The organism is Vibrio sp. RM-69-4 (assembly GCF_024743775.1).
Lineage (GTDB): Bacteria > Pseudomonadota > Gammaproteobacteria > Enterobacterales > Vibrionaceae > Vibrio > Vibrio anguillarum.
In genome coordinates this window covers 1-12,388 of record NZ_JAMQXI010000049.1, presented here as the reverse complement: position 1 = coordinate 12,388, position 12,388 = coordinate 1, and the positions used below count along the sequence as shown (strand labels likewise).

General features: G+C 40.8%; 10 protein-coding genes. 9 read left to right on the top strand and 1 reads right to left on the bottom strand.

From position 1 onward, the window contains the following. Positions 1 to 308: 308 nt before the first annotated feature. The 6 genes from NB504_RS07440 (at position 309) to NB504_RS07395 (ending at position 6,484) form a co-directional block, all read left to right on the top strand. Entirely contained in the window at positions 309 to 1,181 is an 873-nt protein-coding gene (locus tag NB504_RS07440; RefSeq protein ID WP_258428583.1) for a hypothetical protein, read from the top strand. A 155-nt stretch (positions 1,182 to 1,336) separates the two neighbouring features. Beyond that, positions 1,337 to 2,029, top strand: coding sequence for an FRG domain-containing protein (locus NB504_RS07430; RefSeq protein ID WP_258428581.1), 693 nt, complete (start codon positions 1,337 to 1,339; stop codon positions 2,027 to 2,029). A gap of 671 nt (positions 2,030 to 2,700) precedes the next feature. Further along, the gene (locus NB504_RS07425) at positions 2,701 to 3,105 is read left to right on the top strand and encodes a DUF1801 domain-containing protein (protein ID WP_045571807.1); all 405 of its coding nucleotides are present in this window, start codon (positions 2,701 to 2,703) and stop codon (positions 3,103 to 3,105) included. 129 nt (positions 3,106 to 3,234) lie between these two features. Further along, positions 3,235 to 3,516: a DUF1289 domain-containing protein gene (locus NB504_RS07415; RefSeq protein WP_309303440.1), complete on the top strand. Its 282-nt coding sequence runs from the start codon at positions 3,235 to 3,237 to the stop codon at positions 3,514 to 3,516. A 387-nt stretch (positions 3,517 to 3,903) separates the two neighbouring features. After that, entirely contained in the window at positions 3,904 to 4,344 is a 441-nt protein-coding gene (locus tag NB504_RS07410; RefSeq protein ID WP_258428580.1) for a hypothetical protein, read from the top strand. A gap of 1,675 nt (positions 4,345 to 6,019) precedes the next feature. Then, positions 6,020 to 6,484, top strand: a complete 465-nt coding sequence (locus NB504_RS07395) for a hypothetical protein (protein WP_170908078.1) — start codon at positions 6,020 to 6,022, stop codon at positions 6,482 to 6,484. Between the two features lie 213 nt (positions 6,485 to 6,697). Here the strand turns inward: NB504_RS07395 and NB504_RS07385 are convergent, their stop codons facing one another. Then, a complete protein-coding gene (locus NB504_RS07385; RefSeq protein ID WP_013867767.1) occupies positions 6,698 to 6,934 on the bottom strand; it encodes a hypothetical protein in 237 nt (78 codons plus the stop codon). A gap of 442 nt (positions 6,935 to 7,376) precedes the next feature. Between NB504_RS07385 and NB504_RS07380 the strand changes: the two genes are divergently transcribed. The 3 genes from NB504_RS07380 (at position 7,377) to NB504_RS07370 (ending at position 12,116) form a co-directional block, all read left to right on the top strand. Further along, positions 7,377 to 8,972: a TIR domain-containing anti-phage reverse transcriptase gene (locus tag NB504_RS07380; protein WP_258428579.1), complete on the top strand. Its 1,596-nt coding sequence runs from the start codon at positions 7,377 to 7,379 to the stop codon at positions 8,970 to 8,972. A gap of 1,222 nt (positions 8,973 to 10,194) precedes the next feature. Then, positions 10,195 to 10,947 carry an SDR family oxidoreductase gene (locus NB504_RS07375; protein WP_086468415.1) on the top strand — a complete coding sequence of 251 codons (753 nt, stop codon included), beginning with the start codon at positions 10,195 to 10,197 and terminating at the stop codon, positions 10,945 to 10,947. A 680-nt stretch (positions 10,948 to 11,627) separates the two neighbouring features. Beyond that, positions 11,628 to 12,116: a GNAT family N-acetyltransferase gene (locus tag NB504_RS07370; RefSeq protein WP_113612153.1), complete on the top strand. Its 489-nt coding sequence runs from the start codon at positions 11,628 to 11,630 to the stop codon at positions 12,114 to 12,116. Positions 12,117 to 12,388: the final 272 nt, after the last annotated feature.

Sequence of the window (12,388 nt, the reverse complement as noted above, 5' to 3'; positions counted from 1 at the left end):
TTCAAGACAGTTCCATGATTATCTTTTCAGCAATTTTTCTGGTACTAAAGTGCGTTTTACATCACGTTTGCAGGTTGGTTCTTTTGCAGCGGGAACAGCATGCTAACAAACGGCTCAAGAGGGATTGCCAACGCATGGCGACTTTGGTGCAAAATTGAAGTTCAGTGTTTACGGTGTATTTTTTGAGTCCGGCGGTGCGTTGTCAACCCCTTAGCCGGGCGTTAGGTGCAAAATATCGCATAGCATACTTGTTTTCTTGCATATAAGCCTGCATCTTAGATATGGATATTTAATCGTAAGGACATTACATGGAACAATACAGCCTTCAATTATCTTCAGTAAAACATACAGCACCAGATGGAATCGAAATGGGAGTAATGAATAATGGTACTCCATACCTTGGTGCTCGTGGTTTAGCCGCTTTATGTGGGGTCGCACCAAGTGTAATCATTACACTTGTGAAAGATTGGCAGACAGATTTGCGCTTTAAACCTCGTGGGCAGGCGATCGAGAAGCTAATTATTGAGCAAGGTGGTGACCCTAATATTTTATATGTCCCGATTAATATCGAAGGTAAAACTTACCATGCAATAAATGATGTTAATTGTATGGCAATTCTTGAGTATTACGCCTTTGATTCACAAACACCTCAGGAACAAGCCAAACTCAACTACCGTAGTCTCGCTAAACTAACTCTTCGAACATTCATTTATGAGCGAACAGGCTACAATCCATCCGATTCTCTGCCCGAATCTTGGAAAACATTTCATGAACGTATCACCCTTAATGAATTGCCTTCTGGTTACTTTAGCGTCTTTTCTGAAATTGCGAATCTGGTGATCTCTGTCATTAGAAACGGAATGACGTTTGATAGCAGCACAATGCCCGATATTAGTGTTGGCCAGGCTTGGGGTAAACACTGGAGTGGAAGCAATCTTGATGAAAAATATGGTCTTCGTAGAAAACATCTGCATGTATTCCCTGAGGATTTTCCGCAGAAAGATCCAATGGCATGGATTTATCCTGTCGAGGCCTTAGGTGAGTTCCGTCGCTGGATGGACGATGTCTACGTTACAGCAAAATTTGGTGCATACTTGACCAATAAAGCCAAAAAAGGTGGCTTGAACAATGTAAATATTCCAGCATTGGTTCAGGCCGTACAGCCTGTGCGACTAAACTGATCAAGGTGTCTTGCACCTAACAAAGCATTTAAGAGGGACAGCCAACGCGTGGCATTTTTATTATGCGTTGGTTTTTGTGATTACGGTGTTATGCGGAAAGTTGGTAGTAGCGTTGGCTGCCCCTTAATGCGGCGTTATATGCATTTTGGGTAGTTATGATTGAAATTACTGAGTTTTTAAAGGCAATCGATAGTTTTGGTTATGTTAATTACTATCGTGGTCATGCAGATGTGAACTGGAAACTTATTCCATCACTTGCTAGAACGCAAGCATCTTCAATTGATGTTTGGAATTGCTCACAGTGGGCTGATCTAGAAGTAGAGATATTGCGTGCTTTTGAAAAGCATGGGTGCTCTATTATTGAAACTCCACCTAGGAATCAGTTGGAATGGCTGATTCATGCGCAGCATCATGGCTTGCCTACTAGGTTACTTGATTGGAGCTCTAATCCGTTAAAAGCTCTATTTTTTGCTGTTGAGAATCCCGCCTTAGATCACTTGGACGGGGTGGTTTTTGGTGCATCGGTGGTGACTAATTTTGTAATGGATAAATATGTTGAAATCAATCAACACAATAAAATTATTGGTTTTCATTCTTCTAGTTTAAACAAAAGAGTAGCCGCTCAGGAAGGTTGTTTTACATTGACTCCTATACCTGATGGTTGGGGAAAATTTGTGGAAGTTGAAGAAAATAATCTTTCTGTTGACTACCTAAGGAAGTATGAAATCCCTAAAGAGCATAAGCCAGTATTGAGAAAGCAATTGAAAACATTGGGTATCACTCATCAGTTTCTTTTTCCAGATTTTGATGGCTTAGCTATGTCTATAAAAAGAGACTTTGGTCTGTAATACATTCATATAACAAAGCATTTAAGAGTGATTCCCAACGCTTGGCACTTTTCATTCCATCGTTGGGTTTCGTGTTTACGGTGGTATGGTTAAGTTTTGTAGTAGCGTTGCTCACACCTTAATACGGCGTTATGCAACTCAGGTAAATTTAGGGGTTCAATCTTTTGGATTTCTCCGGCCATTCGTTTTGTGTTGTCGGCAAATGAGCATTTTTACCCTAAAATTCGAGGTTTACTCAAGCCGTAAAACAGGCAATGTTCTTTGTTTGCCTCAATCAGTTTTAGCGTTGGCGCGTTGTCAAATTAGTGGGCGCAAAGTGTGGAAAGGGCAAGTTTATCGAGCATTTTGTACTTGCTGAAGATTTCGCTCGTTGAGTTTGTTTCCTTCAAAAGCTTGGTTGCTTGCTGAAAGGTGGACTTTGTTTTGGCGGCTCATTTATCATAGTTCTTGCTTGGGTTGATTCTTGAATCACTCAACCATTGCAATTGTGGCTTTTGGTCGTGTAAAGTCGGTTTATCTTATTGAATTTGCATAACAAACGGCTCAAGAGGGATTGCCAACGCGTGGCGACTTTAGTGCAAAATTGCAGTTCAGTGTTTACGGTGTGTTTTTTGAGTTCGGCGGTGCGTTGTCAACCCCTTAGCCGGGCGTTATGTGAATAGGAGATTCCAATGGACAAGGTAGTCAAAGATCGGTTTGATGAGTATCCGGAAAATGCTCGTGTTAGGTTAGAAGAGCTGCGAAATTTAGTCTTTCAAGTCGCATCTGAGTTGAAACTGGGTGAAGTCGATGAAACTCTAAAATGGGGTGAGCCAAGCTACAGTGTAAAAACGGGCAGTCCGTTAAGAATGGACTGGAAGCTTAAGTCTCCTAATAATTATTACCTATTCTTTAATTGCCAAACTAAGCTAGTCGATACATTTCGGGAGTTGTATGGTGACGAGTTGGTGTTTCAGGGAAATAGAGCAATAGTCCTGACCTTATCTAAACCGCTACCAGAAACGGTCATCAAGTCCTGTCTAGAGTTAGCTTTAACCTATCATCAGCGTAAAAACCTGCCTCTTTTGGGCGTGTGAAAAATTCACATAACAAACGCTTCAAGAGGGACAGCCAACGCGTGGCGTTTTTACTATGCATTGGTTTTTGTGGTTACGGTGTTATGCAGTAAGTTGGTAGTAGCGTTGGCTGCCCCTTAAGCGGGCGTTATGTGTTTTTCTGGAAGTTTTTCACAGCCCTGCGCTTATAATTCAGACGTGAGGTGCACTATGTCTGAAAATCAAAACGTTAAAAGAGCTGAACCAATTGAAACGTGTTCATATAAAAGTCCTTGTGTTCGTCATTGTTGTTTAGATGACAAAGACATCTGCATAGGTTGTGGTAGGACTCTTGACGAGATATGTCGTTGGAGTAGTGCAACAAATAGCGAAAAACAAGAGATATTAATCAATAGCGTAGCTAGAGTTCAGAGCCGAAATATATCGATATGAAGCATCTTAGTCTTGTGCATATGATGGCTTTTTATCGAATGCTGTTTGGCATAAATGCCTTTCGCTACCCCTTTAAATGGAAGGGTGGGCATCAGAAACACACACATAACAAACGCCTCAAGAGGGACTGTCAACGCGCGGCGTTTCCAGTCCCATTGAGCCGCGGTGGTTACGGTTGTTGTGTTTGGGTTTAGTGGTATGCGTTGCCAGCCCCTTAGGCGGGCGTTAGGTCCACGAACAATGAAAGAAATTAAATATTCTCGTCACAGTCACATTAGGCTTAAAGCTATTTGGGATGAGTAGTTGTAATTTGTATAATCAAGTTTTAGTAATAACTCTATAAGCAACGGCTGAATTGTTGCTTGTTAAGACAAATAGGTAAACCGTATGCAGGAAATTTTTTCCCAGCAAGAACTTCATCGCTTTTTCTTTAAATCTGCAATTGCCATAGCATTGTTTTGGATCACTTTGTTTTTATCTCAAATGTTTAATTTGGCGTCTTTTGAGGGAGCAGCTAGGGAAACAAATTTTGTCGCTAAAGCAGAAGTTGACTTTTATAATCAACAATTAAAACTAACTGATGATCAGCAGCTAAAGTTAAAAATTGCCATCGCAAAACAAGAAGCGTCTGATGCTGCAATTGAAACAAGCCAAGCAATGGTTGAATTGATTGACTCAATAAAAACGCTTTGTTTCTACGCATCTCCCGTTAGTTTTGTGTTTGGAATTTTGTTTTGGGTACTGTATGCAGCTTCTTCAAGAGAAGAGTACAAGCACCCGAAACCTCAAGAAGATAAGTCTCCAATCTATCTTAATAAGTGTACCTAACAAACTGTTCAAGAGGGATTCGCAACGCGTGGCATTTTTACTATGCGTTGGCTTTAGTGATTAAGGTGGTTTGCGGCGGCTTCGGTATTGCGTTGTGCTCACCCCTTAACAGGGCGTTATGCTTAATCACGCAAAGTCAGTGGTTTATGGTTTCTCTTTGTTCCCTCGGCTGGTTGGTTTTGAGTTTGTCGGCAAGTTTGCTTCAGTGGGCGCGGTTTTCCGGACACTTGTTCTTTGGCGCTGGAAATTCAGAGAATTGCCTCAATCAATTTTTGGGCAAGCACGAGGTTAGGTCGGTTGGCTCAATCAGAAATTTGATCTTAGGTTTTTTCGTTTTAGCGGCCAAAGTTCCAAGTCTGATTTTCAAAATGATGAGTCATTTCAGTTTTTTTGGTTTTTGGGTTTTGTTTGTGCATCAAAGCTGAGTTAATCTTGGTTTTGGTAAAACGTAAGTCATTGAAGCTTAAGCATAACAAACGGTTCAAGAGGGACAGCCAACGCGTGGCATTTTTACCATGCGTTGGTTTTTGTGGTTACGGTGTTATGCGGAAGCTTGGTTATGGCGTTGGCTGCCCCTTAACCGGGCGTTATGTGTTGGATGAGTTTTTGAGGTTAATTCTACGATTTCATTGAGAATTCGTTCCGTGCTTTCGGCAAGTTGGCCTGGTCGAACTGGATTCTTGAACAACCTGAGATTGATCGTTTTCAAGGTTCTTGGGTTGCCTCAATTAAGTTTTGGATCTGGCTTGTGTTGAGTTTTGTCAGTTTCAAATCGCTTTAATTGAAATGTCCTTTTGACTGATTTTCTTGCTGACATTCAGCTCTGAAAATCTGGTGAAGAAAAAGGTTTGGTTATGGCTGAAAGGGCGCTTTCTTTGTTGTCGATTCTGTAAGTGGCTCTCTTTGGCTCAGATCGCTGTGAAATTTAGGTTTTGGTAAGCATCGTTTTTGCACGTAACTTATTCAAATATCTTAATTTTTACGGTGGTTTACTTTGAATTCACGGTAAAATTCACATAACAAGCAATTCAAGTGGATTCTCAACGCGTGGCAGTTTTACTATGCGTCAGGTAAAGTGTTTTACGGTGCAATGCAGCGGCTTGGTCAGTGCGTTGTTCACCACTTAATTGAGCGTTATGCAACTCAGGTAAATTTAGGGGCTCAAACTTTTGGGATTTCTCCGGCTATTCGTTTTGTGTTGTCGGCAAATGAGCATTTTTACCCTAAAATTCGTGGTCAACTCAAACCGTAAAACAGGCAAATTTCTTTGTTTGCCTCAATGAGTTTTAGCGCTGGCGCGTTGTAAATTCAGTGGGCACAAAGTGTGGAAAGGGCAAGTTTATCGAGCATTTTGTACTTGCTGAAGTTTTCGCTCGTTGAGTTTTCCTGACACAAAAGCTTGGTTTGTTGCTGAAAGGTGGACTTTGTTTTGGCGGCTCATTTATCACAGTTCTTGCTTGGGTTGATTCTTGAATCACTCAACCATTGCAATTGTGGCTTTTGGCCGTGTAAATTCAGTTTATCTCATTGAATTTGCATAACAAACGGCTCAAGAGGGATTGTCAACGCGTGGCGACTTTAGTGCAAAATTGAAGTTCAGTGTTTACGGTGTGTTTTTTAAGTTTGGCGGTGCGTTGTCAACCCCTTAGCCGGGCGTTAAATTTTAAGAGGTAACATGAAAAATTTCTACACTGGAGAAACGCAGCAGTTGGTATATGCTTTTTTCTTACAGTTTTCACGATTAGAGTTTGCACTAAAAGAATCTGGTTATGTTAAAGCTGGTTTTAGAGATTCCGCAGAGCCTGACTGGAAACGATTTATTGAACAGTACTCTGATTCGTATGCTCTCGATAAACTTGAAAAAGAACTGATGTCTAAACCACCTTTGAGGCAAGTTTACCGTAATGAACAAATTAGTTGGGTGGATTTCGAGTTTCCTGAGGAGTCCACAGAGCTAAATAATCTAGTATTCGCTCTAAAAACTATGCGAAATAACCTATTTCACGGAGGGAAGTTCGGGCACAAGAGTTGGGATGACCCAGAACGAGTGGAATTTGTGTTATCAAAAGGTTTACATACCATTGAGAAACTCTCGAAACTAGATGGTGATCTTACTGCTCACTATCGTGGAAGCTATTAAAATTTAACAATCTGTTTAAGAGTGATTCGCAACGCATGGCATTTTTACTATGCGTTGCGTTTGGTGTTTAAGGTGGTATGCGGGAGCTTCGGTATTGCGTTGCTCACACCTTAACAGGGCGTTATGCAGTTCTACAGGTTCAACGGAAACTAAAAGACGTCAGCCCAATGTATTTGAACTGACGGAGCTTTACTCTTTTTGTCTATAAGGTGTTTATTCTGCGGCTTTTACTCTGATTTTGCTTTTGGCAACGTCAGAAAGGTTTAGGCTAGAAATTGCAGCATTAGCTTCGTTTTCGTTTGGCATTTCGACAAAAGCAAAGCCTTTTGATTGACCCGTTACTTGGTCTAAAACAAGCGTACATTCGGCTACGGAGCCATGAGCTGAGAATAAAACACGAAGTTCTTGTTCAGTTGTAGAGCGAGATAGATTGCGAACTAAAAGTTTCATGATGAACCAGTTGGTAGTAAATGACGGTGCGAATTGTGGCAGCTAAAGATAAGTTTGGCTAAGCAATTCGTTCTTTATACTGAGTATTGGTTAAAAAACTGCATAACAAACGGCTCAAGAGGGATTGTCAACGCGTGGCGACTTTAGTTTAAAATTGAAGTTCAGTGTTTAAGGTGTATTTTTTGAGTTCGGCGGTGCGTTGTCAACCCCTTAGCCGGGCGTTAGCACTATCTAAAATTTAGTACCAAAGTCTTAGTGCATAATGTAGTATACGCGAGGTTTCAACCCAAAATGTCTGAAGTTGTTACTGCTTCGGACTTGGAACTCAGGGTAACATATGCCCCCTGGATACTACTTTATCTGATGTTATCGATTTGCTCGATTTGATCAGCTGGCGCAAGGTGATTGGGTTGAAACCATTAATTCATAGTTGAGAATTAAAATGATCACACCATTAAGCAGTTTACTCTTCAACCTAGAGTCTTTCGAGCCAGAAAAAATCCCCAATAAAAAGACGTATAGTTGGAAAAACCCTAAACTATCGCCAACTCTTACAAGAGACTTAGAGGGTGCAAAAACTCATTTTGTTGGACTAAAAACAGATAATGATGTCGCTAATATATTAGAAGTTCCAGTCGGCCAATTATTACACATTCTTTATTATCAAAAGCAAAACTATAATTCTTTTACAATAAAGAAAAAATCGGGGAAAACTCGTCTAATTGATAGCCCAAAAGCATCGATTAAAATTTTACAGGATAAAGTTAAGCCCCTTATTGAAGCACACTATCGCGTAAAAAAGCCTGTGCATGGTTTTGTTGGCGATGGTAAAGGCATAATTACAAATGCTTTTCAGCATAAAAAGAAAAATTATGTGCTTAATATAGATCTTCAAGACTTTTTCCACTCTGTGAATTTTGGTCGAGTACAAGGTATATTCCGAAATACCCCGTTTAATATGGACATCCCTGCGGCTACAGTTTTAGCTCAACTTTGTACTCATAATGGCCGCTTGCCACAAGGTGCTAGTACTTCTCCAGTTTTATCTAACCTAGCTTCGACCTCGTTGGACAAAAAGTTGGTTCAAATAGCCAAAAAGTTCCATTTAACTTACACACGTTATGCCGATGATTTGACTTTTTCTAGCAATAAGCCTTTTCCAACTATTTTAGTTGAGCGAGAAATTGATGAAAACGGCAAAGAAATACATAAAGTAGGTCGTTTACTTGAACAAGCGATAAAAGATAGTGGTTTCGAAGTTAGTCATCATAAAACCCGGTTACAGCATAAATCACAAAGGCAAGAAGTTACGGGCTTAGTGGTAAATGAAGGTGTTAATGTAAATAGGAAATTTATTCGAAAAACTCGTGCAATGATAAATGACTGGAGTAAGGGGCTTGCCCAAGCCGAGGTCCGATTTTTAAAGCAACGTTATCACTTGGCTGATAGTGATATTAAGACTGATGGGCTCGATGGTTCTATATTCAAGCGAGCAGTGTACGGGCATCTGAGTTTTATACGTATGGTCAAAGGGGAAGAACACTCCCCTTATTTAAAACTATGTGAGCAAGTCCTTGCTTTAGATAGCAAGCCTCCAGAGTTCATAAAAAAATTAAAAGGTGTATTTGATATGTATGATGTATTCATTTGTCACGCTAGTGAGGATAAAGAAGTGGTAGCTACACCACTTTTTGAAGCTTTAGCTAAGCGTGAGATCAAAGTGTTTATTGACAACGATGCTATCGATTGGGGGGACTCTTTAGTATCAAAAATCAACACTGCATTGAAAAAGTCAAAGTATGTTATTGCTATTGTGTCGGATGAATCTGTTAAGAAATCATGGCCGATGAAAGAGTTAAATACAGTTCTTGCAGCAGAAATTAGCTCAAAAGAAACAAAGCTATTACCTTTAATGGTGGGTGACGGTGAAGAACTGTTAAAAGAAATCCCGTTACTAGGCGACAAACTGTTTGTAAACTTTAACAACAATATTGAAGAAATTGCCGATAAAGTAGAAAAGTTACTCCAGCGCTCATAGTGCTAACAAAGCATTTAAGAGTGATTCGCAACGCTTGGCAGTTTCGCTTCGCTCAAGTATAGCCAAGCGCCGCTCACACCTTAATGCGGCGTTATGTGTTGGATGAGTTTTTGAGGTTAATTCTACGATTTCATTGAGAATTCGTTCCGTGCTTTCGGCAAGTTGGCCTAGTCGAGCTGGATTCTTGAGCAACCTGAGATTGATCGTTTTCAAGGTTCTTGGGTTGCCTCAATTAAGTTTTGGATCTGGCTTGTGTTGAGTTTCGTCAGTTTCAAATCGCTTTAATTGAAATGCTTTTTTGACTGATTCATTTGCTGACATCCAGCTCTGAAAATCTGGTGACGCAAAAAATTTAGCGGTTGCTGAAAGGGCGCTTTCTTTGTTGTTGATTCTGCAAGTGGCTCTCTTTGGCTAAGATCGCTGTGAAATTTAGGTTTTGGTCAGCATCGTTTTTGTACGTAAATTATTCAAATATCTAAATTTCTACGGTGATTTACTTTGAATTCACGGTAAAATTCACATAACAAACAATTCAAGTGGATTCTCAACGCGTGGCAGTTTTACTATGCGTCAGGCAAAGTGTTTACGGTGTAATGCAGCGGCTTGACCAGTGCGTTGTTCACCACTTAATTGGGCGTTATGTGTTGGATGAGTTTTTGAGGTCAAATCTACGATTTCATTGAGAATTCGTTCCGTGTTTTCGGCAAGTTGGCTTGGTCGAGCTAGATTCTTGAACAACTTGAGATTGATCGTTTTTAAGGTTCTTGGGTTGCCTCAATTAAGTTTCGGATCTGGTTTTTGTTGGGTTTCGGTGGTTTCAAATCGCTTCAATTGAAATGCATTTTTGACTGATTCACTTTCTGAAATTTAGCTCTGAAAATCTGGTGACGCAAAAGGTTTGGCTGTGGCTGAAAGGGCGCTTTCTTTGTTGTTGATTCTGTAAGTGGCTCTCTTTGGCTAAGATCGCTGTGAAATTTAGGTTTTGGTCAGCATCGTCTTTGTACGTAACTTATTCAAATCTCTTTATTTCTACGGTGGTTTACTTTGAATTCACGGTAAAATTCACATAACAAGCAATTCAAGTGGATTCTCAACGCGTGGCAGTTTTACTATGCGTTAGGTTAAGTGTTTTACGGTGCAATGCAGCGGCTTGGCCAGTGCGTTGTTCACCACTTAATTGGGCGTTATGCATTCCTCCAATTTTACGATTCAAGGATGATTTATGAATGATTCAAAAGTGGTTTTAATCACAGGTGGCGGCCGAGGCATCGGCGCAGCGACTTCCAAATTATTTGCGTCAAAGGGTTATGCTGTTTGCATTAATTACAAGTCCAATTCAGCTTCGGCCGAAGCGTTAGCTCAAGATATTAGAGCTGCGGGTGGCCGTTGTATTACAGTTCAAGCAGACGTCTCCGTTGAGAATGACGTATTGAGGCTGTTCGAACAAATTGACGATGAGCTAGGCTCATTATCTGTACTCGTGAACAATGCGGGAATTTTGCGTAAGCAGTCTCGCCTTGAGGATCTGACGGCCGACAGAATCAATACAATTTTGACTAACAATGTGACTAGCTACTTTCTTTGTTGCCGAGAGGCGGTTAAACGTATGTCTACTCGTCATGGTGGCGACGGTGGCGTAATCGTAAATGTTTCATCGGGAGCAGCTCGCTCTGGCTCGCCCAATGAGTACATTGATTATGCGGCTTCAAAAGGAGCAATTGATACGCTAACAAAAGGCTTGTCACTAGAAGTTGCCTCAGAGGGCATCAGAGTTAATTGTGTCCGTCCGGGGCTGATACATACGGAAATGCATGCTGATGGTGGCGAACCTGAAAGGGTTGAGAGGTTAAAGAATATTATTCCTCTTCAGCGTGGTGGTAAGCCAGAAGAAGTGGCAGAAGCTATTTATTGGCTCTCATCGGAAAAATCATCGTTCTCGACAGGAAATTACTTAGACCTGTGTGGTGGCTTATAAATGCATAACAAGCAATTTAAGAGGGATTCTCAACGCTTGGCAATTTCAGCCTAGGTCGGCTTCAGTGCTACATGTGGCAAGGTTTAGACTTGGGTGGTCGCGTTGTTCACCACTTAATGCGGCGTTAGCTGAGGTTAAGAAAAGTCATAGAATTAAGCGTTTATTTTTCTTAGTCTGAGGCTCTAGCTTTACACCTGAAAGTCAGCACTTTTCCACGTATCTCGCCAGTGGCACTGTTCGTGAAGCGGTTGAACTAACCGAAGTCTTCTTACGGGAAGTGGTGTGTTTGTTTATTTCTTTGGTGTGGCTTCTTTGGTTTTGAGGCTCTTTCGCGCTTAAATGGATTTCGAGCACTTGGTTGTTGGCTTCTTCGAAAGAATTCTTTGTAAATTTAAGTCTTAGAAGCTCGTCAGTTTTCCTGTTATTTCTTCTTTGCCAAGTGCGTTTCGTGGATTAGGTTTTAGTTTCTAAGTTGTCCGTTTTACTTTGTCGCTTGAAAACAATAATGTGTTTTAAATTAGGCCGTTGGGTAGTCAATCTCCGGCTAAAGTGCAGCAGCTAACAAACGGCTCAAGAGGGATTGCCAACGCTTGGCGGCTTTAGTTCAAAATTGAAGTTCAGTGTTTAAGTGTGTTTTTTGAGTTCGGTGGTGCGTTGTCAACCCCTTAGCCGGGCGTTATATGTCTTGGTCAATTTGGGGAGTTACAAGGGTGTTCGCAAGAAAAGCTAAGCCTCATGAGCTAGATGCTATTTACTCTATGGGCTTCGATGTGTGGGGTGACGATCTTGCCTATGAAGAGTATCTGGTTGGCTGTCATCATAGTAAAAAGTATCAAGCTGGAACTTGGTATGTATTAATCGACAACGAGCAAATTTTATCGTCACTCATCGTTTATAAGAATATGTTTGGTCTCAAAGAGGATTGTGCTGGCATAGGTTCTGTCGCTACACCTAATAGTCTTCGTGGACGAGGTTATGCTTCTAATCTGGTTAATCTTGTGAAAATTGAATTGTTTTCTAATCACAACTGTAAAACCGTATTTTTACATAGTGACATTAACCACAAGTTCTACAGCAGACTTGGTTTTGTTAGTGTTAAGGGTACTGATTGTATGTACGCCTCAAGGGATGCTTTTGACTTTGATGGTTCAATGCCAGCTTACTTTTAGTTTTGGGTTTTACATATAACAAACAATTCAAGCAGATTCGCAACGCGTGGCAATTTTGGTTTGCAGTGAGTTTTGTGTTTACGGCGCAATGCGGTAGCTTTTGTATTGCGTTGCTCACTACTTAATTGGGCGTTATGCAGTTCTACAGGCTCAACGGAAACTAAAAGACGTCAGCCCAATGTATTTGAACTGACGGAGCTTTACTCTTTTTGTATATAAGGTGTTTATTCTGCTGCTTTTACTCTGATTTTGCTTTTGGCAACGTCAGAAAG

Bases quoted from the DNA above. Each gene is read 5' to 3' on its own strand.
- NB504_RS07425 (WP_045571807.1), top strand. From the start codon at position 2,701: ATGGACAAGGTAGTCAAAGATCGGTTTGATGAGTATCCGGAAAATGCT.
- NB504_RS07410 (WP_258428580.1), top strand. From the start codon at position 3,904: ATGCAGGAAATTTTTTCCCAGCAAGAACTTCATCGCTTTTTCTTTAAA.
- NB504_RS07385 (WP_013867767.1), bottom strand. From the start codon at position 6,934: ATGAAACTTTTAGTTCGCAATCTATCTCGCTCTACAACTGAACAAGAA.
- NB504_RS07395 (WP_170908078.1), top strand. From the start codon at position 6,020: ATGAAAAATTTCTACACTGGAGAAACGCAGCAGTTGGTATATGCTTTT.
- NB504_RS07415 (WP_309303440.1), top strand. From the start codon at position 3,235: ATGTGTTTTTCTGGAAGTTTTTCACAGCCCTGCGCTTATAATTCAGAC.
- NB504_RS07380 (WP_258428579.1), top strand. From the start codon at position 7,377: ATGATCACACCATTAAGCAGTTTACTCTTCAACCTAGAGTCTTTCGAG.
- NB504_RS07370 (WP_113612153.1), top strand. From the start codon at position 11,628: ATGTCTTGGTCAATTTGGGGAGTTACAAGGGTGTTCGCAAGAAAAGCT.
- NB504_RS07375 (WP_086468415.1), top strand. From the start codon at position 10,195: ATGAATGATTCAAAAGTGGTTTTAATCACAGGTGGCGGCCGAGGCATC.
- NB504_RS07440 (WP_258428583.1), top strand. From the start codon at position 309: ATGGAACAATACAGCCTTCAATTATCTTCAGTAAAACATACAGCACCA.
- NB504_RS07430 (WP_258428581.1), top strand. From the start codon at position 1,337: ATGATTGAAATTACTGAGTTTTTAAAGGCAATCGATAGTTTTGGTTAT.